Source organism: Embleya sp. NPDC127516 (assembly GCF_044765325.1).
Classification (GTDB): domain Bacteria; phylum Actinomycetota; class Actinomycetes; order Streptomycetales; family Streptomycetaceae; genus Embleya.
Genome location: NZ_JBIWJT010000014.1, coordinates 227,741 through 254,270 on the forward strand (window position 1 = coordinate 227,741; position 26,530 = coordinate 254,270).

The window sequence follows — 26,530 nt, forward strand, 5'->3', positions numbered from 1 at the left end:
TCGACGAACCTCTCGTCAGCGACCGCCATCGTGCTCCTCCGTCCGTGCGTGTGCCGCGTTGTCGGGGTCGGTGACGGGGTCGTCGTGCTCGCCGTACGGGCCGTCGTGCAGCGCCATCGCGAGCAGCCCCTCGGCGTCCATCCGGTCGATCGAGCCGGACCCCGGCCCGGGGCTGTGCTCCCGCGGTGCCGACTCGGCCGCGGCGGCGTGGCCCGCGAGTTCCAGCAGCGAGTCCAGCAGGCCGGCGTCGCGCAGCCGGGAAAGCGGGATGCCGGCCAGGGCGTCACGCACCCGACGTTCGGTGTCACGCGGTACGTCCGTCCCCTCCTCTCGGGGAGCAAGCTCCGCGGCCAAGCGCTCGGCGAGCGCCGTGGGGGTGGGGTGGTCGAACACCAGCGTCGGGGGCAGCCGCAGGCCGGTTGCGCCGGCGAGCCGGTTGCGCAGTTCCACGGCCGTCAGCGAGTCGAACCCGAGGTCCTTGAAGGCCCGGTCCCGTCCCACCGCTTCCGCGGTCGGGTAGCCCAGGACGGTCGCGGTCTCGGCGACGACCAGTTCGAGCAGTTGCCGGTCCCGCTCCGCCGGCGACAGCGCGGCCAGGCGACGCCGCAGCGCCCCGGCGCTCGTACCCCCGGCGCCCCTGCGTCGCGCCGGGCCGCGCACCAGGTCGCGCAGCACCGGGGGCAGCGTGTCGGGCCGCGTCCGGAACACGGACAGGTCGAGCCGCATCGGCAACACCAGCGGTTCGTTCACGGTCCCGGCGAGGTCGAAGAGCGCCAGCCCGTCCCGGGTCGGCAGGCCCTGGACGCCGGCGCGTGCCATCCGGGCCCGGTCGGCCCGGTCGAGTCCGGCCGTCATGTCGCTGCTCTCGGCCCACAGCCCCCAGGCCAGCGACAGCGCGGGCAGTCCGGCGTGACGTCGCCGCCGTACCAGTGCGTCCAGGAACGCGTTGGCCGCCGCGTAGTTGCCCTGTCCGGCGCTGCCCAGGGTGGCCGCGGCCGAGGAGAACACCACGAACGCCGCCAAGGGCGCGGTTCGGGTCAGCTCGTCCAGGTGGCACGCTCCGTCCACCTTGGGCCGGAACACCCGGTCGATCCGTTCCGGGGTCAGCGCGGGAATCACGCCGTCGTCCAGGACACCGGCCGCGTGCACCACGGCGGTGAGGGGGTGCGCGGCGGGCACCGACGTCAACAGCGCGACCACCGCGTCGCGATCGCCGACGTCGCACGCCGCCCACGTCGCCTCGGCGCCGTGCGTACCCAGTTCGGTGGTCAGGAGCGAGGCTTCGGCGCTCTCGTCGGCGCGCCGGCTCACCAGGAGCAGTCGGCGTACGCCGTGCTCGACGACCAGATGCCGGGCCAGGGCGCGCCCCAGGGTTCCGGAGGCGCCGGTCACCAGCACGGTGCCCGCGGGGTCCCACGCCGTGCCCGGGTCGCCGCGTTCCGGGTCCACCGGGGCGATCGGGACCACCGGGACACGTTCGAGCCGGGGAAGCATGATCCGCCCCTCGCGAACCGCGAGTTGAGGCTCGTCGGTGGCCAGTGCGGCGGACAACGCGGCGACGGAGGCCGGGTGGGCGTCGAGGTCGACCAGGACGAACCGGCCCGGGCTCTCCGCCTGGGCCGAGCGCACCAGGCCCCAGACCGCCGCGGCGGACGGATCGCCGGGAGGTTCGTCGTCCGTCGTGGCGAACGCCCCGCGTGTGACGACGACGCACCGCGCCGCGCTCACCGGCTCCTCGGCGATCCGGTCCCGCACCACGTCCAGGGCTCGACGGGTCGCCTCCCGGGCCCGCACCGCCTCCGCACCGGCGCCGGAGTCCGTGCCGAACACCGCGAGCACGAGGTCGGGTTCGGGCTCGCCGGCACTTGTCGCGGAGCGCAACGCGGACAGGTCGGGGAAGCGCTTCACCTCCGGGGGCAGGTCCAGGTCGTCGCCGCCGAGCACCGCCCACGCGCGGTGTCGCGGTTCACCCCGCCCGGTGGGAGCCGCGGGTGCGGCCACCCACGTGAGCCGGAACAGGTCGTCCCGGCGATCACTCGGGGCACGCAGTCCTTCGGGGGAGACCGGACGGGCGGCCAGCGAGCGCACCGTCACCGCGGGGGTGCCTTCGGTGTCCGCCACCACCACCGACACGTCCCGGTTCGTCCCCGCGGACACCCGGACCCGCACCGCCGGGCCGCACGGCCCGTGGAACGCGACGTCGTTCCAGGCGAACGGCATGGCCGCCGCACCGGGGCCGTCGCCTTGGTCGCGGAGCAGACAGGAGTGGAGCGCGGCGTCGAGCAGCGCGGGATGGGCCTGGTAGCGGCCTGCTTCGGCCGCCATGTCGTCCGGCAGCGCGGCCTCACCGTAGATCTCCTCGCCCATCCGCCACGCGGTGTGCAGGCCGTGGAACGCGGGGCCGTAGGACAGGCCGATCTCGTCGAGCCGTTCGTAGAAGTCGGTCAGGTCGACGGCTACGGCTCCCGGGGGTGGCCAGGTGCCGTCGAGGGCCGCCGGGGTCGCGGCCTGTGCCGCGGTGAGCATGCCGCGCGCGTGGCACGACCAGGGGTCCTGCGGCGCCGCGTCCTCGGGGCGGGCGTACACGCCGAGGGCCCGCGTGCCCTCCTCCTCGGCGGGCCCGACCCGGACCTGGAGTCGCACCGCGCCGTCTCCGGCGAGGAGCAGGGGTTTTTCCTGGATCAGCTCCCGGATGTGTGGGCAGTCGGTCTCGGCGCCCGCCAGCGCCGCCAGTTCCACGAACGCGGTACCGGGCACCAGCACCGTGTCACCGACGGCGTGGTCGGCGAACCACGGGTGGGTGTCCAGGGACCAGCGCGCGGTCAGCACGGTCTCGGTGGAGTCGGCGAGTTCGACGCGGGCGCCCAGGAGCGGGTGCTCCGGGCGGCCCAGGCCCGCGGCGCTCACGTCGCCGGCACCGGCGGGTGTGTCGAGCCAGAACCTGCGCCGTTGGAAGGGGTAGGTCGGCAGGTCCACGACGCGTGGTGCACGGCCGGTCCAGGTCGCGGACCAGTCCACGGCGACACCGTGGGTGTACGCCTCGGCGACCGAGGCCAGGAAACGTTCCGGTCCGCCCTGGTCGCGGCGCAGCGACGCGACGGCCACGCCCGGCGTGCCCGGGTGCTCCTCCAGGATTTCCCGTAGGCCCATGGTGAGCATGGGGTGGGGGGCGGCCTCGACGAACGCGCCGTAGCCCCGGGTGATCAATTCCCGTACGGCGGGCTCGAATCGCACGGGCTCGCGCAGGTTGCGATACCAGTAGTCGCCGTCGAGTCCCGTGGTGTCCTGGAAGGCGCCGGTCAGCGTCGACATGAAGGCGATGCGGGCCGGCTCCGGGCGAATCTCGGCGAGGTCGTGGGCCATCCGCTCGCGTACGGCTTCCACGTGCGGCGAGTGCGAGGCGTAGTCGACCGGGATCCGACGCGCCCACCGTCCGGTCCTTTCGCAGTGCGCGAGGAGGTCCTCGAGTGCGGCCGTGTCGCCCGTCACCACCACCGACGCCGGTCCGTTGACGGCCGCGAGGTGGATTCGTCCGTGCCAGGCCGCCGTCAGGTCCTCGGCCTCGGTGGCGGTCAGCGCCAGCGAGACCATCGCGCCGCGGCCCGCGATGGCCCTCAGGGCCCGGCTGCGCAGGGCGACCACGCGCGCGCCGTCGTCGAGGGAGAGGCCGCCCGCGACGCAGGCCGCGGCGATCTCCCCCTGCGAGTGCCCCACCACGGCGTCGGGTTCGACGCCGTACGATCGCCACAGCTCGGCGAGCGACACCATCACCGCCCACAGCGCGGGCTGGACCACGTCCACCCGTTCCGGGTCGACTCCGGTGTCCCTGCCCCGGACGACGTCCACAACGGACCAGTCGGCATACGGGGCCAGCGCGTCGGCGCACTGGGCCAGGCGGTCCCGGAAGACGGGTGCGGTGTCCCACAACCGTGCGGCCATGCCCGGCCATTGGGCTCCCTGGCCGGGAAAGACGAAGACCGTCCGGCCGGGGTCACCGGCGAGCCCCTCGATCGCCGCGGGGGTCTGCCGGCCCTCCGCCACGGCGGCCAGGGCGGACAACAGTTCGTCGCGGTCGCCGCCGATGATCACGGCCCGGTGTTCGAGCGAGGCGCGGGTCGTCAGCAGCGAGTGGGCGACATCGACGGCGTCGAGTCCCGGTTCGGCGACGAGGCGCTTGCGCAGTCCGGCCGCCCTCGCCCGCAGCGCGGGCTCGCTCCCGGCCGAGAGCACCAACGGTACGGGTGTGTCGGCCGCTTGGGCGTTCGCGGCGGTATGTTCGGGTTCCCCCGTCTCGGGTGCGCGTCGAACGTGCGGGTCCGGCGTGGCGGGAGCCTGTTCCAGCACGACGTGCGCGTTGGTGCCGCTGATGCCGAACGAGGACACCGCGGCTCGACGCGGTCGCCCGGTGACGGGCCAGGGTCGTGCCTCGGTCAGCAGTTCGACCGCGCCGGACGACCAGTCGACATGGGGGGAGGGCGCGTCCACGTGCAGGGTCCGCGGCAGGATGCCGCGGCGCAGGGCCATGACCATCTTGATCACACCCGCGACGCCCGCCGCCGCCTGGGTGTGACCGATGTTCGACTTGACCGAGCCGAGCCACGCCGGGTGGTCGGTGGGGCGCCCGCTGCCGTAGGTGGCCAGGAGTGCCTGCGCCTCGATCGGGTCGCCCAGGGTGGTGCCGGTGCCGTGCGCCTCGACGACGTCCACCTCGGCGGGCGTGAGCCGGGCACCGGCCAGCGCCTGGGTGATCACCCGTTCCTGGGATGGTCCGTTCGGGGCGGTCAGGCCGTTGCTCGCCCCGTCCTGGTTGACCGCCGAGCCCCGGACCACGGCAAGGACGCGGTGGCCCTTGCGCACCGCGTCCGACAGGCGCTCGACGAGGAGCACGCCGGCGCCCTCGCCCCACACCGTGCCGTCCGCGGCGGCGGCGAACGGCTTGCAGCGCGCGTCGGCGGCCAGCGCGCCCTGCCTGGCGAACTCGACGAAGGCGTTCGGCGTGCACATCACGGTGACCCCGCCCGCGAGGGCGAGGTCGCAGTCTCCGCCGCGCAGCGCCTGCGCCGCCAGGTGCAGGGCCACCAGCGACGAGGAACAGGCGGTGTCCACGGTGACGGCCGGGCCCTCGAATCCGAAGGTGTAGGCGACGCGTCCGGTGGCGACGCTCGCGGATCCGCCGGTACCGAGGTATCCGGCGATGTCCTGCGTGATGGTGCCCAGCCGCGTGGTGTAGTCGTGGTACATCAGCCCGGCGAACACGCCGGTGCGGCTGCCCCGCAGGGCCGCCGGGTCCAGACCCGCGTGTTCCAGCGCTTCCCAGGAGATCTCCAGCAGGAGTCGCTGCTGCGGGTCCATCGCCACCGCCTCGCGCGGGCTGATGCCGAAGAACTCGGGGTCGAACCACGCCGCGTCGGAGAGGAATCCACCCGCCGTCGCGAAGCCGGCGGAGTCGAGGGACCAGCCGCGGTCGGTGGGAAAGGCGGAGATGGCGTCGGCACCCCGGTCCACGAGGTTCCACAGATCCTCCGGCGAACCGATGCCTCCCGGGAAGCGGCAGGCCATGCCCACGACGGCGATCGGCTCGTCCGCCGCGATCGCGCCGCGTGCCGGGGGTTGTCGACGCCCGTTCCTTCCGGTCAGCCGTTCGTGGACGTGCTCGGCGAGTTCGTACGGCGTCGGATGGTCGAAGACGAGCGTGGCGGGCAGCCGGAGGCCGGTCACTCGCGCGAGGCGGTTGCGCAATTCGAGGGCGGTGAGCGAGTCGAATCCCGACTCCTTGAACGCGCGCCCGGGTTCGACGGCGCTCGGGTCCGGGTGGCCGAGGACGGCCGCGACCTGGGCCCGCACCACGTCGAGGATCTTCGCTGCCCCGTCCCGGGTCGGGAGGTCGGCGAGTTCGCGGGCGAGGGCGGAGTCGCCGTCGACCTCCGTTGCCGCGCGCCGCGCCGGTGGCCGCACCAGGGCGCGCAACAGCGCCGGTACGCCATCCGCGGCGGCCCGTGCCCGTACGGCGGCGAGGTCCAGGCGGGCCGGGAGGACGACGGGCAGCCCCGACCGCAGGGCCGCGTCGAACAGGGCGACCCCCTCTCCCGCCGACAACGCGGTCACCCCGGCTCGGCGCATCCGGTCGCGGTCGGTGTCCGACATCGCGCCGGTCATCGCGCCGGTCTCGGCCCACAGCCCCCAGGCCAGGGAGAGCGCGGGCAGTCCCAGCGAACGTCGGACACCGACGAACGCGTCGAGGAAGGCGTTGGCCGCCGCGTAGCCGCCCTGGCCCGCGGTACCGAACACGCCCGCCCCGGAGGAGAACACGACGAACGCGCAGAGGTCCATGTCTCGGGTCAGTTCGTGCAGGTTGACCACCGCGTCGACCTTCGGCCGGAACACGGTGTCGATGCGTTCCGGGGACAGCGACGGGAGCACCGCGTCGTCCAGGACGCCGGCCGCATGGACCACACCGCGCAACGCGTGTTCCACCGGAATCCGCGCGAGGACCTCCATCAGGGCCGCGCGGTCCCCCGCGTCGCACGCCGCCCAGTGCACGGACGCGCCCAGTTCCGCCAGTTCCGCGCCGAGTTCGGCGGCTCCGGGCGCGGCCGCGCCGCGGCGACTCGTCAGCAACAGGTGCCGTACTCCGTGCGCCCGGACGAGGTGGCGGGCCACGACCCGGCCGAGCACACCCGTCGCGCCCGTCACCAGAACGGTGCCCTCGCCGCCGAAGCCGGCGAAGTCCTTCGGACCGTCCGGGCGTTCGGAATCTTCCCGGGTGCCGGTGGCGCCGTTGCCCGTGTTGTCGCGATCACCGCCGGAGGGCGGCACCCGTCGGAGTCTGGGTACGAAAACCTTCCCGGCGCGCAGCGCCACTTGCGGCTCGTCGCCGCCCACGACCGCGGGCAGCGCTTCGCCGGAGGGTTCCGTGCCGTCCCAGTCGACCAGGACGAGCCGGTCCGGGTTCTCCGCCTGCGCCGAGCGCAGCAGGCCCCATGCCGCGGCCAGGGTCGGATCGCACGTCTCGTCGTCGCGCGCCGCCACCGCGCCTCGGCTCAACAGCACGAGGCGGGTGGAGCTGCCGCGTTCGTCGGCGAGCCACGCCTGGATCAGCGTCAGTGCTCCCCCGACGGTGTCTCGGACGGCCGCACGCGGGTCGGCGCAGCCGGGCGCGGGCATCGGGAGCGCCACCAGGACCGCGCCCGGCACATGCTCTCCCGCCGTCGCCGCCGCGAGTTCCGCGACCTTGTGCACCGGGACGTCGGTGCCTTCGAGAGCCGCGACGACCGCCTCGGCGCCGTCGAGGACGACCCACGACCGGGGCGTCGGGGACGCCCCGCCCGCGGCGGGCACCCAGTCGACGGCGAACAGGGAGTCCGTCGACTCCGCGACGGCGGGTCGAAGGCGGTCGAGTGCCATCGAACGCAGGGCGAGCGATTGCACGGACACCACGGGTGCCCCGGTCGCGTCGGCGGCCTCCACCGCGACGGCGTCGGGGCCCAGCGGGGTGATCCGTACCCGCAGCCGCGTCGCGCCGACCGCGTGGATCCGCACCCCGGACCACGAGAACGGCAGCCGAGGCCCGGAGGCCGGGCCTGTCCGCGCACGTGTCGCGGCGTCGCCGACCGCCGCCGCGTGCAGCGCGGCGTCGAGCAGGGCCGGGTGGATCGCGAACCCGTCGCTGTCGCCGTCCCCCGGGAGCACGACCTCGGCGAGGACCTCGTCCCCCCACCGCCAGGCGGCCCGCAGACCTCGGAACTCGGGGCCGTAGCGCAGGGACAGCGCGGCCAGGTCCTCGTACACGCCCTCCACCGGCACGGGTTCGGCGCCGGGCGGCGGCCAGGCGTGCGACGCGCGGCTTTCGTGCCCGACGGTACGGGCGAGCGATCCGGCCGCCTGCCTGGTCCACGCTCCGTCCGGGGTGTGCTCCGGCCGGGCGTGGATGGTGATCGCGCGGTCGCCGGCCGCGTCGGCCGGACCGACGACGGCCCGCAACTGCACACCGCCTCGCGGCGGCAGGACCAGGGGGGCCTCCAGGGTCAGTTCCGCCACCCCGTCGCAGCCCACCTGCTCGGCGGCTCGAACCGCCAGTTCCAGGAGGGCCGTTCCGGGCAGCAGGACGACGTCGCCGACCGCATGGCCACCGAGCCAGGGGTGGGTGTCGCGGGACAGCCGCCCGGTCAGGAGCACGCCGCCGGAGTCGGGAAGGTCGGTGACCGCTCCCCAGAAGGGGTGGTCGAGCGGGCTCAGCCCGGCCGAACCGACGTCACCGGCGGGCGGCGTGGCGTCGAGCCAGTATCGCTGCCGGTCGAACGCGTACGTGGGCAGCGACACCCGGCGCACGTCGGTCCCGGCGAACACCTTCGTCCAGTCGGGCGATCGGCCGCCCGCGTACACCTCGCCCAGGGAAAGGAGGAACCGGTCGAGGCCGCCGTCGTCTCGGTGCAGCGTGCCCGTCACGAGAGCCTCCCGGCCCAGCCGGCCGAGCGTCTCCGTCAGGCCGAGGGCGAGCACCGGGTGCGGGCTGCACTCCACGAACGTGCCGTGTCCGGTGGCGCCGAGTCGCTCCACGGCGTCCGAGAGCCGGACCGTGCGCCGCAGATTGCGGTACCAGTAGTCCGCGATCAACTCCTCACCCGGCACCACGTTGCCCGTCACCGTCGAGTACAGCGGCAGCGTGCCCGTCCGGGGACGGATGTCCGCCAACCGGGCGAGCAGTTCCGTGCGCAGCGCCTCCACGTGCGGGGAGTGGGAGGCGTAGTCCACGGCCACACGCCGAGTGCGTACACCGTCCCGCGCGCAGGCGCCCGTCAACTCGTCGAGCGCCGTGGGGTCTCCGGAGAGCACCACGGACGAGGGGCCGTTCACCGCGGCGAGCGAGAGTCGTCCGGCGAAGTCCGCGAGCCGCGCGCGGACCTCCTCGACCGGGGCCGTCAGGGAGACCATGCCGCCCGCACCGGCCAGCCGTTCGGCGATCAGCCGGGAGCGCAGGGCCACGACGCGTGCGCCGTCGTCGAGGGACAACGCGCCCGCGACACAGGCCGCGGCGATCTCGCCCTGCGAATGCCCCACCACGGCGGCCGGTTCGACGCCGTGCGAGCGCCACAGCTCCGCCAGCGACACCAATACCGCCCACAACACCGGTTGCACGACATCGACCCGGTCGACACGGTCCTTGCCGGTGTCGTCGACGCGGCCGAGCACCACGTCGGGCAGGGACCAGTCGACGTACGGGTCCAAGGCTGCCGCGCACTCTTGCATGCGCTCGCGGAAGACGGCGCACGAGTTCCACAGTTCCACGGCCATCCCGTCCCATTGGGAACCCTGGCCGGGGAACACGAAGACCGTCCGGCCGGGGTCGCGCGCCACGCCCTCGACGAGTCCCGCGCAGGGTTCGCCCTGGGCCAACGCCGCGACACCACGCAGGAGTTCACCGTTGCGGCGGCCGACCACGACGGCCCGGTGCGCCAGTGGTGCGCGGGTGGTCGCCAACGCGTGGGCGACGTCGGCCGCGCGAAGGGCCGGATGCGCCGCCATGTGCTCGCGCAACCGGGCCGCCTGCGCACGCAGCGCCCGCGGGCTGCCCGCGGACAACACCCACGCCACCGGCCCGGGGTCGGAATCTGCCGGTTCCGGCGCCGCCGGCGGCGCCGGCGCGTGGTGCGCGCGATCCCCGGCCTCGTCGGTCGGCGCCTCGTCGGCGGCTTCGATGATCACGTGCGCGTTCGTCCCGCTGATCCCGAAGGAGGAGACCCCTGCCCGCCGCGGGCGACCCGTGGCCGGCCAGGGGCGGGACTCGGTCAGGAGCCGCACCGTGTCCGCGGACCAGTCGACGTGTGGCGTGGGGGTGTCGACGTGCAGGGTCGGCGGCAGCAGCCCGTGCCGCAGGGCCATGACCGTCTTCATCACGCCCGCGATTCCGGCGGCGGCCTGCGTGTGGCCGATGTTCGACTTCAACGACCCCAGCCACAGCGGCCGGTCCGCCCCGCGGTCGCGTCCGTACGTCGCCAGCAGCGCCTGCGCCTCGATGGGGTCGCCCAAGCGGGTGCCCGTTCCGTGCGCCTCCACCGTGTCCACGTCGGCTCCCGTGAGCCCGGCGTCCGCGAGGGCCGCGCGGATCACCCGCTGCTGCGCGGGGCCGTTGGGGGCGGTCAGGCCGTTCGACGCGCCGTCCTGGTTGACGGCGCTGCCCCGGACGACGGCCAGCACGCGATGCCCCAGCCGCCGCGCGTCCGAGAGCCGCTCCAGCAGGACGACGCCCACACCCTCGCCGAGCCCCGTGCCGTCGGCCCGGCCCGCGAACGCCTTGCACCGGCCGTCGGGCGAGAGCACCCGTTGCCTGCTGAACTCCAGGAGCGTCGCCGGGCTCGACATCAACGTGGCTCCGCCGGCCAGCGCGAGGTCGCACTCCCCGTTCCGCAGTGCCTGTACGGCGAAGTGCAGCGCCACCAGGGACGAGGAACAGGCCGTGTCGAGGGTGACCGCCGGGCCTTCGAGACCGAAGGTGTAGGCGACCCGCCCGGACGCGACGCTCGCCGCGCGTCCGGTCTCCAGCCTGCCCTCGTGCTCCGACAGCGCGCCGGGCAACCGCGCCGTGTAGTCCTGCCCCATCATCCCGGTGAAGACGCCGGTTCGGCTGCCACGCACCGCGGCGGGGGCCAGGCCCGCCCGCTCGAAGGTCTCCCAGGAGACCTCGAGCAGCAGCCGCTGCTGCGGATCCATCACCAGGGCCTCACGCGGACTGATCTCGAACAGCCCCGCGTCGAACGACATGATGTCCGCGAGGAATCCGCCCTCCCGCGCATAGCAGGTGCCCACCTGCTCGGGGTCGGGATGGTAGAGCCCCTCGACGTCCCAGCCCCGGTCCACGGGGAGCGCACCGACCCCGTCCCGCCCCGAGGCCACCAGGCGCCACAGCTCCTCGGGCGAGGCGACGCCGCCGGGGAAACGGCAGGCCATCGACACCAGCGCGACGGGCTCCCGGTGCTCGGCCCGGGCGAGCCGCAGGTGCTCGCGGGTGCGCTCCAACTCGGCGGAGACACGCTTGAGATAGTCCAGCATCTTGGCGTCGTGGATGTCGTGGGTCATGTCGAACGTGCCGCCCTTCCCGCGAAAGATGTGGAGACGCGCGCCCGCCGAGGACGGCGCGGACGGCGGGCCCGTGAACCCGTCCCCGGTGACGCCCGCCTCCGCCTCAGGGGCGCACCGCCTGGCCGGGCGGCGTCAAGCGCCGGTCGGGGCGCCGAAGCGCAACGGCAGCAGATCCGGCCCGGACACCCCGGTCGAGGGCCGCCAGGTGATCGGTCCGGCGACCTCGGGCGGCCCGAGACGGGCGGCCAGGGCTTCGAGGGCCTCGGCGAGTTCGACGCGCGCCAGCGCCGCGCCCAGGCAGTAGTGCGCGCCGCCGCCGAACGCCAGCGGGGAGGCCTCCCGCCGCACCGTGATGTCGAACGCGTCGCCGCCCTCGAACACCAGGGGATCGCGCTGCGCCGAGTGCGCGCACAACCACACCGGGGTTCCCTTCGATATCGGGTAGCCGTTGACGGAGAAGTCCTCGGCCGCGGACTTGGTGGCCACCACCGTCGTCGTGGGGCACCAGCGCAGCACCTCCTCCACCGCCTGGGTGACCAGGTCCGGCTGCTCTCGCAGCAGCGGCCACTGCTCGGGGTGCGCGGCGAACGCCACCATGGCGTGGCCGAGTTGGTGACTGGTGGTCTGGTACCCGGCGACCAGCAGGGTCGCGATCAGGGTGCGCAGTTCACGGTCGTCGAGAGCGCCGTCCTCCTGCTTGGCGCGCAGGATGTCGGAGAACAGGTCGTCGCCGGGCTTCGCCTTGCGCTCGCGGATCACCGTGTCGAAGTAGTCGTACATCCCCGCCAGGCCCTCCTCGACCTCGGCGACCCTGCTCTGGTCGGGGCCGAGCGCGAGGACCAGGTTGGTGTTCCGGCACCAGCGGCCGACGGTGTCGTAGTCCGCGGGAGGGAAGCCGAGCAGTTCGCACACCACGGCCGCGGGCAGCGGGTCGGCGAACGCGTCGACGAAGTCGCGTTCGCCCCCGGCGGCCAGTTCGTCGGCAAGGCGCTCCGCGGTGGCACGTATGAACGGTTGCAGCGCGGCGACGCGGCGTGCCGTGAACGCGTGGGTGACCAGACCGCGCAGGCGGCGGTGATCGGGGCCCTCCAGGCTCTGCATGAAGTCGCGCATGAAATCGCGCACCAGCCCCTCGCCGGGCCCGACCAGGTCCACGACGTCTCGGAAACCCGAGACCAGGCGCGCGTCGCGGGAGAGGCTGTGCGCCTCGGCGTAGCGCAACACGAGTAGTCCCAGCGGGGTTTCGGCGACCCAGGATCGTTCCCTGGCCTCGGCCACCTCGGGAGAGTCCCACACGAAATCCGGCACGGTGATGTCCAGGAACGGCACAACCTGCCGCAATGCTCCAGACCCTTCGACGGTCGACATATCCCTGTCCTTCTCTCGGGGAAAGGCGGGTGCGCAGCCAGCAGCGCATTCTGTTCGGTGCGTCTTGGTGCGGTCTTGGGGTCGACTTGAACGGCTCGCCCGGTCGCGGCTCCCGCGGGAGGAGGCGGCCGTCGTCGGGTCAGCCCGCACGCGGCTCCCCGCTCCGCCGGCCCGATGCCGTCAGCAGGGTGTGCGCGCGCAGCAACACACTCGCCTTGAGCAGCACTTCGTCGAACTCGTCGGCGGGGTCCGAGTCGAGCACGATCGCGCCGCCGGCGCCGATCACCGTGTCCGTGGCCGAGGTCACGGCGGTGCGGATCACAATGTTGAGGTCCGCGCCGCCGCAGAGCCCGAAGTAGCCGATGGTGCCCGAGTAGACGCCGCGCGCCTCCTGCTCCAGGCGGTCGATGATGGCCATCGTCCGCAGCTTGGGGGCGCCGGTCATCGACCCGCCGGGAAAGCAGGCGCGGACGCAGGACACCGGATCCACCTCGCGCCGAAGCCGGCCGCGGACCGTCGTGACGAGTTGATGCACCGTCGCGTACGACTCGGTCACCATGTACGCGGGCACGTCGACCGAGCCCACCTCGCACACCCGGCCCAAGTCGTTGCGGAGCAGGTCGACGATCATGAGGTTCTCGGCGCGGGTCTTCGCCGACGCCGTCAGGGACAGGCGTAGTGCCTCGTCGCTGACCGGGTCGGCGCCGCGTGGCGCCGTTCCCTTGATCGGCTTGCTTTCGACGATTCCGTCCCGGTCGATCCGCAGGAATCGTTCCGGGGACGAACAGACGACGGCGACCGCGCCGAGCCGAAGGAAGGCGCTGTAGGGCGCCGGATTGAGGCGCCTGAGCAGCAGGTGATAGCCCAAGGGGTCGGGCAGGGCGGGTAGTCGCATCCGGTTGGTCAGGCAGATCTCGTAGCTCTCTCCGCTGCGCAGTTCCGCGAGGCAGTCCTCGATGTCGCGCACGTAGTCGGCCCGGACGCGGGCGAGGACCGGCTCCTCGGCCTCCTGTTCGACCGCCGGGTCGGGCGCCGCGGCCGGCGAGCCGATCGGCCGGGCGGGCGCGGGGTCCGGCAGCGAGCGGGCGCGCAGCGCCGTGCGCGCCACCCAGGCACGGGCGTTCTCGGCCTCGCCCGGGTCCGGACCGCTCAGGGCCAGGACGTAGGTCCGCTCCTGCTGATGGTCCACCGCGACCAGACGATCGGCGAACATCCACACCGCGTCCGGGGTCTGTGCCCGGTGGATGTTCGGGCTCCCGCACTCGGCCTTGAGTTCATAGCCGAAGTAGCCGACGTATCCGCCGTTGAGGTCGAAGGGAAGGTCCGCCGCGGGCAGTTCGCGGGTACGGAGCCGGTCCCGGAGCACCTCGAAGACGGTGCCCTTCTCCTCCCGTACGCCCCCGGCGTCGTGGACCGTCACCGCGTTCTCCCCGGTTCGGTACGTCAGTGTCTCGGCACGGGGACCGGAGTCGTCGCCGAGGAAGGAGAACCTGGCCCCGCCGACGCCGGGGGCGCTGCTGTCGAGCCAGAAGGCGTACTCGCTTTCCGCGAACAACGTGGTGAACAGGGCCGCGGTGTCCACCTCCCGGTCGACGATCTCGACGGCCAGCTCGAATTGCGGCGCCGGGGCACTGTCCGACGACGGGGCCCAGCGCGCGTACTCGGGCGGTGGGGAGGCGTAGTGCCCGCCTATCGACTCGGCGAAGTTCCACAGGAGTTGCTCGCCGAACTCGCTCGCGACGGACTCCGGGTGGAACTGCAGGCCCCATCGGGGCAGGCTCTCGTGCCTGAGTGCCATGACGGTCTCGTCCTCCGCCCAGGCGGTGGCCCGGAGGCCGCTCGGCAGGGGCTCGACCACCCGCAGCGAGTGGTAGCGCACCGCCGTGAAGTCCTGGGGAATGCCGTCGAACAGGTCTTCCTCGCGGTGCCGGACCCGCGTGAGGTGGCCGTGCCGGGGCGCTCCCGGCACCACCCGCCCGCCGTAGTGGTGGGCGATCGCCTGGTGCCCCAGGCACACCCCCAGTACCGGCACGTCCGGCCAGCGGTCCAGCAGGTCCCGGCAGAACCCGAGGTCGCTCGGGCGCTGGGGTCGGCCCGGACCGGGTGAGATCACCACGCAGTCGAACGCCCCCGGATCCTGCACCGCCCAGGCCCGGTCGTCGTTGACCAGGACGGTCGGCTCCTTGCCGTACACCCGGGCGAGGAGCTGGAACAGGTTGTAGGTGTAGGAGTCGTAGTTGTCGATCAGCAACGCACGCATCGAGCGGTTCCTTGTCGGGTTCGAGCGGGACCGGATCGTTCCGATTCGGCGTGCCGAAGCGGGCCTACTCGTCGAGCAGGTTGTCGAGGTAGTCGAAGACCTCCTCCCGCGAGGCCGAGCGCAGCCGATCCGGGTCCTCGCCGCTCCCGTGCGCAGCAGGGGGGAGCGCGTGGTCGGCGGGCGGCCCGACCGTCGTCGTCGACGACGGAGCATGCGGCAGCAGCAGGCCGCGCAGGTGTCGGCCGAGGGCGACCGGTGTGGGGTAGTCGAAGACCAGCGTGGGCGACAGCCGTAGGCCGGTGGCGCCGCCGAGGCGGTTGCGCAGTTGCAGGGCGCGCAGGGAGTCGAATCCGATGTCCGCGAAGGAGCGCCGCTCGCCGACGGCCCGGGGGTCGTCGTACGCCAGCACGGCCGCGACGTGGGTGCGCACCAGGGTCAGCAGGAGATCGTCCTGTTCGTCCTCCGGGAGGCCGGCGAGCCGGGTGGCCAGCTGCTCCCCGCCCGGCTCGTCCCCCGTGTCGACCGCGCCGACCGCGGTCCGGCGGACCGGGGTACTGGCGAGTCCGCGCAGCAGGCGCGGCACGTCGTCGCCGTCGCGCAGGCCCGCGGTGTCCAGCCGCAGCGGGAAGACCACGGGTTCATCGGCGGCGCAGCCGAGGTCGAACAGGGCGAGCCCCTGGGCGTCGGAGAGCGCCCTGACGCCCGAGCGGGCGATCCGCCGTACGTCCGCCTCCGCCATCGCCTCCGTCAGCCCCGATCGTGCCTGCCACAGTCCCCAGCCCAGCGACACGCCGTGCAGACCCGCGGCCCGGCGCTGCGCCATCAAGGCGTCCACGAAGGCGTTGGCCGCCGCGTAGCCGGCCTGTCCCGCGGGTCCCAGGACGCTCGACACCGACGAGAACGCGACGAACGCCACGTCCGAGCCGGCCGTCGCCTCGTGCAGATGCCAGGCACCGTCCGCCTTGGGGCGCAGCACCCGGTCGAGGCGTTCGGGGGTCTGTGCCGCCAGGATGCCGTCGTCCAGGACGCCGGCCATGTGCACCACGCCGGTCAGCGCGTACTCGGTCGGGATCGACGCCAGGACGTCCTCCAGCGCGCGACGATCCCCGACATCGCCCGCCACCACCCGGATGTCGGCGCCCTCGGCGCTCAGTTCCTTCACGAACTCGGCTGCGCCCGGGCCCGATTCGCCCGACCGGGACACCACGACGACCCGTCGGACGCCGTGCGTGACCACCAGGTGCCGCACCACCAACCGGCCCAGTGTGCCGAGGCCGCCGGTCACCAGGACCGTCCCGTCCGTGCGCCAGGTCGCACCCCGGGCCGCCGACGCCGCCGCCACTCGCACCAGGCTCGGGATCAGCAGGACTCCGTCGCGCACCGCCACCTGGGGCGCGTCCGAGGCCACCGCGTCGACGAGTGCGGATCGGGACGCGTCGCGGTCGTCGAGGTCCACCAGTCGAATGCGGTCCGGGTACTCCGACTGCGCCGAGGCCGCCAGGGCCCAGGCCGTGGCGAGGGCGGGGTCGGGTGGCGAGCCCGGACCCGCGGCGACCGCGCCGCGCGTGAGCAGGACCACACGTGTGTGGGCCAGGCGTTCGTCGGCCGGCCACTCCTGCAGTGCGGCCAGCACGGAGTGCGCGCTGCGATGCGCGGCGGTGGCCGGGTCGACGGCCGGGGATCCCGCGGCCGGCGTGAGCCCGAGGTGCCCCGACGGCTGGGCGAGGACGAGGACCTCGGGTGCGCTGCCGCCGGTGTCCAGGTACGCCCGCAGCGCCGCCGGATCCCGGTGGTGGGCGCACACGATGCCCCGGGCCGTCAACGGGCCGTTCGTCTCGGCGGCTCCGTCCCCGATCCACGCCCAGTGCACCGGCGCCGGGTCACGGCGCGCGCGTTGCCGCTCGGGCCGCCACTGCGGGCGCAGCAGTGCGGCGTCGGCCACGGCCGCGGCCCGACGCAGGGACTGCACGGCCACCGGGCGCATGCCCAGGGCCTCCACCGTCAGCACCGGGTGCCCGGCCGGGTCCGTGGCGGTGACCGACAGGGTGCCGGGTCCGGTGGCTCGGATGCGGGCGCGCAACGCGGTGGCGCCCGTGGCGTGCAGGGTCACCCCGCTCCAGGAGAACGGCAGTCGGATCACGGCCGCGTCGGAGGGGACGGCGGACGCGGACACGAACGCCGGGGCGTGCAGGGCCGCGTCGAACAGCGCGGGGTGCAGCCCGTAGCGATCGGCGCCGCCGGCGCTCTCGGGGAGTTCGACGTCCGCGTACAGATCCTCGTCCAGGCGCCGGCAGCGCTCCAGACCCTGGAACGCGGCGCCGAAGTCGAGTCCGATCCCGGCCAACTCGCGGTAGCAGTGCTCGAGTTCGATCTCCTGCGCGCCGTCCGGCGGCCACTGCCGCAGGGGCTTTGCAACACGGCCGTCGCCGCGCGCCAAGGTGCCTTCGGCGATCCGGGTCCAGGGCGCGTCGGCGGCATCGCCGTCCCGGGAGTACACGGTGATCCCCCGTCGCGCGCGATCGTCCGGTCCGCCCACGGTCACCTGGAGACGGACGGTGCCCTGCTCGGGCAGGATCAACGGGGCCTGGAGGACCAGTTCTTCGAGCACGTCGCAGCCCGCGTGCGCACCGGCTTGGAGAGCCACCTCCAGCAGTGCCGTGCCCGGTACGACGAGGATGTCGGCGACGGCGTGATCGGCGAGCCAGGGATGGGTCCTGGTGGACAGGCTCCCGGTGAAGAGCATGCCGCCGGTCCCGTCCGCCAGCGCGACCGCGGCCCCCAGCAGGGGGTGGTCGACGCCGTCCAGACCGGCCGTCGTCACGTCCGCCTCCGGTGCCGCCGCCTCCTCCAGCCAGTAGCGGGTGCGTTGGAAGGCGTAGGTGGGTACGTCCGTCAGACGGGCGTCGACATCGCGGAACGCCTCCGCCCAGTGCACGGCCACGCCGTGGACGTGGGCCTCGGCGACCGCGGTCAGCATCCGTGCCGGGCCGCCCTCGCCGCGTCGCAGCGAGTCGACGGTCAGGACGTCACCGGCTCGCTCGGCGCCTGCGGCGTCGGCCGCCTCCTGGACGGCGGCGGTGAGGATCGGGTGCGGGCTCATCTCGATGTAGGTCGTGTGGCCGTCGGCGAGCAGCCGGTCCACCGTGCGGTGGAACTGTACGGTCTCGCGGAGGTTGCGCACCCAGTACGAGACGTCCAGGGCCGTCGTGTCGATCGGCTCGCCGAGGACCGTCGAGTAGAACGGCACGGTCGCGGGTCGCGGGTGCACGCCGGACATCTCCGCCAGGAGGGTCGCCCGGATCTGGTCGATCGATGCCGAGTGGGACGCGTAGTCCACCGGGATCCGCCGTGCCCGTAGACCCTGCGCCTCGAATGCCTCCATGGCCTCGCGCAGGGCCACGGGTTCGCCGGAGACGACCACCGACCGCGGTCCGTTGACCGCCGCGACGGACACGGCACCGTCCCAGGGCGCAAGGCAGCGGCGCACCTGCTCGACGGGGGCGACGACCGAGACCATCCCGCCTGTGCCGGCCAGGACTCGCAGGGCGCGGCTGCGCAGGGCCACGATGCGGGCCGCTTCCTCCAGGGAGAGTGCGCCCGCGACGTGGGCCGCGGCGATCTCGCCCTGCGAGTGCCCGACGACTGCGGCCGGTTCCACGCCGAAGGATCGCCACACTGCCGCGAGGGAGACCATCACCGCGAACAGCGCGGGCTGCACGACGTCGACCCGGTCCAGGATCGACGGGTCGGCTTCACCGCGCAGCACCTTCGTCGGCGACCAGTCGACGTGTGGGGCGATGCAGTCGGCGCAGGCGTCGATCGATTCCCGGAACACGGGTGAGCTGCGAATCAGTTCGGTGGCCATGCCCGGCCACTGCGAGCCCTGCCCGGGGAAGACGAACGTGACCCGGTCCCGTGCCGTGGCCGTCCCCAGGGCCGCGTTCGGGCCCTGGTCGCCGTCGGCGAGCGTTGCCAGGCCGGCGATCGCCGCGGTCCGGTCCGGGGCCACCACGACGGCACGGTCGGCCAGGGCGGCCCGGGAACTCAGCAGCGAGTAGGCCAGATCCGGGTCCGGCGCCTGCGGGTCCGACGTCAAGAAGTCCGCCACCCGCAATGCCTGGGCCCGTAGGCCCGCCCGCCCGGCCCCTGAGATCATCCACGGCAGCGGGCGGCCTGCGATCTCCGCGGTACCGGTGGGCTCCCCCGCGGTCGGGGCAGCCGGTGCCGCACGAGGCCGGTCGGGTTCCGGGGGCGCCTGCTCCAGGATGATGTGGGCGTTCGTGCCACCGACGCCGAACGAGGAGACCGCCGTCCGGCGCGGCCGGTCGATCCGCGGCCACGGCCTCGCTTCACGCAGGAGCCGTACCGCCCCGGAGGACCAGTCCACGTGCGGCGTCGGTTCGGCGATGTGCAGGCTGCGCGGCAGTTCGGCGTGGCGCATCGCCATCACCATCTTGATCACGCCCGCCACCCCGGCCGCGGCCTGGGTGTGCCCGATGTTGGACTTCAGCGAGCCCAGCCACAGCGGCCGGTCGCTCGGCCGGTCCTGTCCGTAGGTGGCCAGGAGTGCCTGCGCCTCGATCGGGTCGCCCAACTGGGTTCCGGCGCCGTGGGCATCCACGCAGTCCACATCCGCCGTGGTCAAGCCCGCGTGGACCAGTGCCTGGCGGATCACCCGCTGCTGGGCCGGGCCGTTGGGCGCCGTCAGCCCGTTCGACGCGCCGTCCTGGTTCACCGCCGATCCGCGCACGACGGCGAGAATGTGGTGCCCGTTGCGCCGCGCGTCACACAGCCGTTCCAGGAGCAGGACGCCCACCCCCTCGGACCAACTGCTGCCGGTCGCGTCGGCCGAGAAGGACCTGCACCGCCCGTCGGGTGCCAGCCCGCGCTGTCGACTGAACTCGACGTAGCCCCAGGGCGTGGCCATCACGGTGACGCCTCCGGCCACCGCGAGCGTGCACTCGCCCCTGCGCAGGGACTGGGCGGCGAGATGCACGGCCACCAGGGAGGAGGAGCAGGCGGTGTCCACGGTGACCGCCGGCCCCTCCAGGCCGAGGCTGTAGGCGAGGCGCCCGGAGGCGACGCTGGGCATGCTGCCCACGACCCGGTAGCCCTCCGCACTCGGCGGAACGCGCCGGATGCGGGCGCCGTACTCGCTGTACATGATGCCGACGAACACGCCGGTCCGGCTGCCGCGCAGCGAGGTCGGGTCGATCCGGGCCCGTTCGACCGCCTCCCACGACGTCTCCAGGAACAACCGGTGCTGCGGGTCGACCGTGACCGCCTCACCGGGGCTGATCGCGAAGAACCCGGCGTCGAAGTCCGGTGCGTCGTAAAGGAATCCGGCGTGTCGGGTGCACGTCGTGCCCACGTGGTCGGGGTCCGGGTCGTACTCGACGCTCCAGCCCCGGTCGGTGGGGAACGCGGAGATCGCGTCGGTCTGCGAACTCACCAGGTCCCACAAGTCCTCCGGCGACGACACGTTGCCGGGCAACCGGCAACTCATGCCCACGATCGCGATCGGCTCCTCCATCGTTGCCTGTCGCTCGGCGGGCGTGCCGGTCCCCGGCTCCGATTCGAGGGCGGGCCGCTCGCCGAGCAGCAGGGCGCACAGGTGTCCGGCGAGGGCCTCGGGAGTCGGATAGTCGAAGAGGGCGGTGCTGGACAGGGCGTTGCCGGTAACCTCGCTCAGCCGTTCCCGCAGACGTGCCGCCGCCCGCCCCCGCACCCCCTGGACGCCGAACGCCCGGCCGGGATCGAGCGGCACCCGGTCGTCCCGGTCCAGAACGGCCAAGGCCTGCGTCCGGATCAGATCGAGCAGCAGCCGGCGCCGCTCCACCTCCCCTGCGTCCGCGAGGCGCTGTCGCAACGGCCGGTCGTATCCCTCGTTCCGGTCCATCCTTGTGTCCTTTCTGCCTGGGTACGACGGCCGGGAACGGGTGCGGGCGCTAGGGGAGGTCCGTGCGCCGTTCGAGCCCGGCGACGTCGTCGCCGGCGTCGCGCGGGGCGTGGGCACGAAGAGGGAGAGAGCCCGTCGCGGTCGTCGTGCGCGACCCCGGAGTCGGCGGCCGACCCTCGCGCGCCGGGTCGGGTTCCGGGTCGAGACTGCGCAGCATGCGGTTCGTGCGCTCCACGAGCGCCCCGAACGCGTCCGGGGTGATCGCTTGCTCGCCGTCGCACAGCGCGGAGTGGCCGGCCCGGTCCACGTCGACCATCACCCCGTCGGCTCCGGCGGCGGCAGCGGCGGCGGCCAGCGGGGCCACCAGGTCACTGCGCCCGCAGGCGTGGCTGGGGTCGACGATCACCGGCAGGTGACTGAGCCGCTTCGCCAGCGGCACGGCGCTGATGTCCAGGGTGAAGCGAGTCGTGTTGCCGTGGGTACGGACGCCGCGTTCACACAACAGCACGTTGCCGTTGCCCGCCGCCAGCAGGTATTCGGCGCCGTGGAGCCACTCCGGGACCGTGCAGCCGAAGCCCCGCTTCAGCAGCACCGGGCGGCCGGTCAACGCCACCTCGTGGAGCAGCGCGAAGTTCTGTGCGTTGCGTGCGCCGATCTGCAGTACCTGGGCCACCTCGGCGACGGCCTCGACGTGCGCGACGTCGACGACCTCCGTGACGACGCCCAGTCCGGTCTCGGCGGACGCCTCCCGCAGCAGGTCCAGGCCGGCCTTGCCGAGTCCTTGGAAGGCGTACGGAGAGGTACGGGGCTTGAACGCGCCGCCCCGCAGCAGGTGTGCTCCTCGGTCCCGCACCTCCCGTGCCACGCCGAGGAGTTGCGCTGCGCTCTCCACGGCGCAGGGCCCGGCGATCCAGGTGAAGCGTCCGCCGCCCACGACACAGTCGTCGGACACCCGCACCGCGGTCGGCTCGCCCGTGGCCGCGAGACTGCCCAGGGCCGGTGCGTCGACGCTGTCGACGACCCATTCGAGCGCGGGGGTGGCCTGCAACAAGGCCACGAACTCCGCGCCCTTCGGCGATGTCGCCTCGAGGTCCGGGAAGGTGACGAGGGTGTGTCGCCCGACCAGGCACTGAAGCGACCGGTATCCGCGCTGATGCCACGCGCAGGTCAGCCGGCTCCGGTCCTCGATCGGCACGTCGGATCGGAATCGAGCAACGATCATCGGTCACCCTTCAGCGTCGGTGGCGGAGGCCGGCGGACACCGGCGGACTCCGGGGGGCTCATCCGCGCACGCCCACGCCGGGCGACCACTCGGGTCTCTCGGGGAAGTCGAAGTCCACCGCGTGGGTCAACTCCAGTCGTTCGATCATTCGTTGCGCCCCGGAGAAGTCCCGCACGAGACGCCGGCCGGCGGGCGTGGCCCGCAGGTCGCCGATGATCTCGTCGGCGCCCTCGACGCCCGCGGTGACCAGTTCGAGCCGCAGCGTGGAGAGGTCCTGCTCGGCGAACGCCTCCAGGGCGAGCGGCAGACAGCGCACCAGGGCGCGGCGGCGGTCGGCGTCCATCCTGGCGTGCAGTTCCCGGACGACCTCGATGACGACGGAGCCGTGCGCCGTCTCGTCCCGCAGGTGCAGGGTGGTGATCAGGGAGTGCATGGGCTGGATCGAGTCGTCCCTGGCCAACAGCGCCAGGAGGGAGTTGATGCAGGTCTCGGCCACCGCTCCCCAGACCAGGACGGCGACGTCGCGCTCCCACGCCTCCGGCATCGTCGCCAGCACCTGGCGCAACCGCCGATACGTGACCAGGGCGGGCTGCTCGGGTCGGCTGCGCACGCCGCGCAACTCCCGGGTCCGAGCGACGGCGAGCATGTGCATGTACGTGTGGAAACTCTCGTCGACGATGGCCTGTTGCACTCCCTGCCGCACCAGCGGCTGATCGCTCCCGGGGAATACGCCACGCATGACGAGGTCGAAGGCGGGCTCCGCGATGAGGTGCTCGGTGGCGATGACCCGTTCGTTGTAACCGATCCACAGGCCCGTCAGAACCTGTCTGCGCTGTTCACCGGTGGCCGCGAGGAACCGGGGGTGCTGCGCGAACGGCACCATCCGCAGCGGATAGTCCGGCACCCGGGGGTCGTACGTCGCAGGCCCGCCGAGCACACCGGAACTCGTCGCCACCGCGGCACGCCGCGGCCACGCTTCCACGAGGCGGCGCAGCGTCGCACTGCCGATACCGTCCTCCTCGACCCACCCTCCGGATGCCCAGGTGGTCACCGCGCCCGACTCCTCGCGCATTCGCCTCTCCCCGTCTCGTGGTCCACGGCGACGCTGCATCCTCACCGGCCGGACTTGGGGGTTTCTTGAACGCGACTTGGGCGGGTCCGAGGGAGTCTTCTGGATTCGGACCGGGGATGCCACGATGGGCGCGAAGCCGCGGTGGCGCGGACGCCGTGGGCGAGCACCGTCGTCGCGCCGGCCCGCTGCGTCGGCTTCCTGGCCTCCTTCGCCGTCGCATGCCGTCGGCCGCGCCGTTCGTGTTCTTCGTGCCTTCGCGCCCGTCCCGTTCCCGGGAACCCCGCCGTGAGACCCCATCGTGAGGACGCATCATGCTCGTTCCGCTCACCCTGGCCGACTTTCTGGACCGCGCCGAGACGGCCGCGGCCGATCGCACCGCGCTCGTGGACGAGCCGGACCAGCCGTCCGGCCCGGTGCCCACAACCACCTACGGTGAAGTACTGCGACGCGTTCGGGCCTGGCAGGCGGGTCTGGACGCCCTGGGTGTCGGCGTCGGCGAGCGGGTCGCCGTCGTCAGCCCCAACTCCTCCCGGCTCCTGGAACTGCTCTACGCGGTCTCGGCGAGCGGCCGGATCTGCGTTCCGGTGAACTACCGCCTCACGCCCCAGGAGATCGCGTACATCCTGCGGCAGTGCGATGCCTCGGTCGTCTTCGTGGATCCGGAGGTCGAGGCCGTGCTCGGCTCGGTGGAGGGGCCGAAGCGGTTCCTACTCGGTGAGCAGACCGACACCCAGATCATGCGGTACGACATCGCCCCCCGTCCCTGGTCGTGTCCCGACGAGAACGCCGTCGCGACCCTCAACTACACCTCGGGAACGTCCGCCCGCCCCAAGGGCGTTGCCCTGACCCACCGCAACATCTGGCTCAATGCGACGACGTTCGGCCTGCACGCCCGGATCTGGGAGCAGGACGTCTATCTGCATACGCTGCCGACGTTCCACTGCAACGGTTGGGGCGTGCCGTTCCTGCTCGCCGGACTCGGAGCCAAGCAGGTGCTGTTGCGCCGGATCGACGGCACGGAGATCCTACGGCGCGTCCACGAACACGGTGTTACCCTCGCGTTCGGCGCTCCGGCCGTGTGGGACGCGGTACTTCGGGCGGCACAGTCGTGGCCCGGCGAGATCCCCGGGCACGGCAGCGTGCGTGTGGTGTGCGCGGGCGCGCCCGTGAGCGAGCGGTTCGTCTGCCGGGTGGAGGACGAACTGGGCTGGACGTTCCACCAGGTGTACGGCCTGACGGAGACGACGCTGCTCACCTTCAACCGGCGTCCGCCGGGGGCGTCGTCGGGCAGCGGAGGTCTGGCCCGGGCGGGGGCGCCCGCCCTGGGCGTGCGGTTGCGCACCGGCGCGCGCGGTGAGGTCCTCGCACGCTCCAACATGGTGCTCGACGGATACTGGCGGGATGCCGAGGCCGACGCGGCGTCCCTCGACGAGGGTTGGTTCCGCACCGGTGATGCGGGCTCCTTCGACGACGACGGACACCTCGTCCTGTTCGACCGGTTGAAGGACGTCATCGTCACCGGTGGTGAAAGCGTGGCCTCGGTGGAGGTCGAGGCGTGCCTGCTGAGCCATCCGTCGATTGCCGAGGCGGCCGTCATCGGCGTGCCGGACGAGCGATGGGGCGAGACCGTCAAGGCGGTGGTGGTGCCCGTGGACGGGGTCCTGCCCACCGCCGCGGAGCTCATCTCGCACTGCAAGGAGCGGTTGGCCCGATACAAGGCACCGACGTCCGTGGACTTCACGGATGCCCTGCCGCGGACCAGCAATGGCAAGGTTCGAAAGGGCGTGTTGCGCGAGCCCTATTGGTCGGGCCGGGACCGGCGCATCAATTGACGCCGGCCGGTCCCGCCCCCGCCGAGTCGCGGTCAGTACTTCAGACACGTCCGTCCGACGGACTCGGCACGAATGATCCGGGTGAACAACAACCGGAGTTCCCGTCCCGGGTCCACGCCCAGTTCCTGGGCCAGCGCCCTACGGATGCGGTGGTAGACCCGTACCGCCTCCGCCTCCCGACCCACCTCGCACAGCGCGACCATCAGCAGCCAGCCCAGCCGTTCCCGTTGGGGGTACTTCGCGCTCAGGGCGGCCAGTTCGGCCACGGCGTTGACGTTGTCCCGCCCCCAGCACAGCTCGGCCTCCCACAGGGCCTCCCAGGTCAGGAAGCGCAGTTCCTCCAGACGCGCCGCCTCACGCACGGCCGGTTCGTAGTCGCCGAGTTCCGCGTAGGGCGCGCCGCGCCACAGGGACAGGGATGCCTCGAGCGCCGAACTGGCCTCTTCGAAACGGCCCTCGCGCAGGAGCCGGCGCCCGTGGCGCAGTAGGTACTCGAACCGGCAGGCGTCCACCCGCTCCCCCTCGACCGCGAGAAGATATCCGTGTGGCTCCCTCCGCAGGATCCGGTTGCGTCCCCGCGGAGGGCAGTGCGGTTCGAGTTGGCGGCGCAGATTGGAGACGTAACTATGCAGGCCCGCCGCCACGTTGCCGGGAGGCCCCGTCGGCCAGACGACCTCGGTGAGCCGCTCGGCACCCACCACCTGGTTCGGCGCCAGCAACAGCGCGGACAGCACGGCACGTTGCCGCGCCGGTCCCAACAACAACGGGCCTGCGGTCGACGACACCGCCAGCGGCCCGAGGATGTTGAACACGAGTTCATCGGACAATTGCGTCATAGCCTTCGCAGACATCACACTCCCACCTGGCAACACTGGATTCAATGGCCACCCGTCCCCCCTGACCGCCGGTCGGAACGACCGCTTCCGCCGAGCCCCGAGTCGACCGAGTCGCCCCCTGACTTTCGTTGTGCCGCATGAAGAAGGAACCGGGAGGCATTCGCCACCGGGAAATGCCACCCGCACGCCGTGTACTCGTCGAGGCGGAAGGGCGAACCTTCGCACCGTCGACATGTCTCGATCGCCGGGAGCGCCCGCTCCGGCCGCCGCGAGTGGATGATCGCCCTGTTCCGGATCCGCCGCTCGACGGACATGCCCGAACACCGTGATTCGTGAGGTGTTCGCGACCGAGGCACATCAGCACCGAACCCGGCACCGCATCCCCCCGGACCACCACGACGGCGACAACACATCCGAGGGATACGCCGCCACCCTCACCCTCCGCGAAATGCCACTCGGTGAACGAAAACGGGGCACGTCGGAACGGCGCCGTCACCGAATCCCGCTCCGGAGCGCCGAAATGCGAATGCCTCGACCGCTATGTCATCACCGCGCACGCACATGTCCGCGCGGCGCGAAGAGCATTGCGGCGTGATGGCGACGGGTCCGCCCGCCGGCATGGAACGCGGCGCCGCCGATCTCGCGCGGCCGGATGCTCACCGGGCCCTCGATGCTGTGCAGGGCCCGGGTCTCTCGGATGTAAACGGGGCGGCTCATCGTTGCTCCCTCACTGGCGGCGTCGGCAAGGCCGTGCGTCCACCAACCATCGCGCGGACGACGGGACTCGGTCCACGGCCGGAGGAGGGCGCCCGGGTGCACGAGGGCGACGGCTGCGCGCCGGTTGACCACCTGTGTGCGCCTGGCGCCACTCGCGATCCCGCGAGCGCCGGGCGAAACTTCGCCGGCACGGCGGGTACCTGCCGGCGTCCCGCCGGGCCTCGGGGCGAGGGTCGAGCTCCGTCGCC

Annotated in this window: 9 protein-coding genes; 1 reads left to right on the forward strand and 8 read right to left on the reverse strand. The window is 73.1% G+C overall.

Features of this window, described 5'->3' with window-relative positions:
- Positions 1–15 precede the first annotated feature (15 nt).
- From ACIRL2_RS27340 to ACIRL2_RS27365, 6 genes are all read right to left on the reverse strand, one after another.
- A complete protein-coding gene (locus ACIRL2_RS27340; protein WP_402235242.1) occupies positions 16–11,073 on the reverse strand; it encodes a type I polyketide synthase in 11,058 nt (3,685 codons plus the stop codon).
- Positions 11,074–11,208: 135 nt separating this feature from the next.
- Positions 11,209–12,444 (reverse strand): cytochrome P450, encoded by a 1,236-nt coding sequence (locus tag ACIRL2_RS27345; protein ID WP_395861424.1) that lies wholly within the window; start codon positions 12,442–12,444, stop codon positions 11,209–11,211.
- Positions 12,445–12,583: 139 nt separating this feature from the next.
- Entirely contained in the window at positions 12,584–14,704 is a 2,121-nt protein-coding gene (gene pabB, locus ACIRL2_RS27350; RefSeq protein ID WP_402235245.1) for an aminodeoxychorismate synthase component I, read from the reverse strand.
- A gap of 64 nt (positions 14,705–14,768) precedes the next feature.
- Positions 14,769–20,603, reverse strand: a complete 5,835-nt coding sequence (locus tag ACIRL2_RS27355; RefSeq protein WP_402235248.1) for a type I polyketide synthase — start codon at positions 20,601–20,603, stop codon at positions 14,769–14,771.
- A gap of 49 nt (positions 20,604–20,652) precedes the next feature.
- Positions 20,653–21,825, reverse strand: coding sequence for a 3-deoxy-7-phosphoheptulonate synthase (gene aroF, locus ACIRL2_RS27360; RefSeq protein ID WP_402235251.1), 1,173 nt, complete (start codon positions 21,823–21,825; stop codon positions 20,653–20,655).
- Between the two features lie 58 nt (positions 21,826–21,883).
- Positions 21,884–22,897, reverse strand: coding sequence for a 4-aminobenzoate N-oxygenase (locus ACIRL2_RS27365; RefSeq protein ID WP_395861416.1), 1,014 nt, complete (start codon positions 22,895–22,897; stop codon positions 21,884–21,886).
- A gap of 311 nt (positions 22,898–23,208) precedes the next feature.
- Here ACIRL2_RS27365 and ACIRL2_RS27370 point away from each other — a divergent pair, with 311 nt between their 5' ends.
- Entirely contained in the window at positions 23,209–24,729 is a 1,521-nt protein-coding gene (locus ACIRL2_RS27370; RefSeq protein WP_402235255.1) for an AMP-binding protein, read from the forward strand.
- Positions 24,730–24,761: 32 nt separating this feature from the next.
- On the opposite strand, the gene ACIRL2_RS27375 is transcribed toward ACIRL2_RS27370, so the two are convergent.
- A complete protein-coding gene (locus ACIRL2_RS27375; RefSeq protein ID WP_395861412.1) occupies positions 24,762–25,580 on the reverse strand; it encodes a BTAD domain-containing putative transcriptional regulator in 819 nt (272 codons plus the stop codon).
- Between the two features lie 531 nt (positions 25,581–26,111).
- Entirely contained in the window at positions 26,112–26,282 is a 171-nt protein-coding gene (locus ACIRL2_RS27380; RefSeq protein ID WP_395861411.1) for a hypothetical protein, read from the reverse strand.
- Positions 26,283–26,530: the final 248 nt, after the last annotated feature.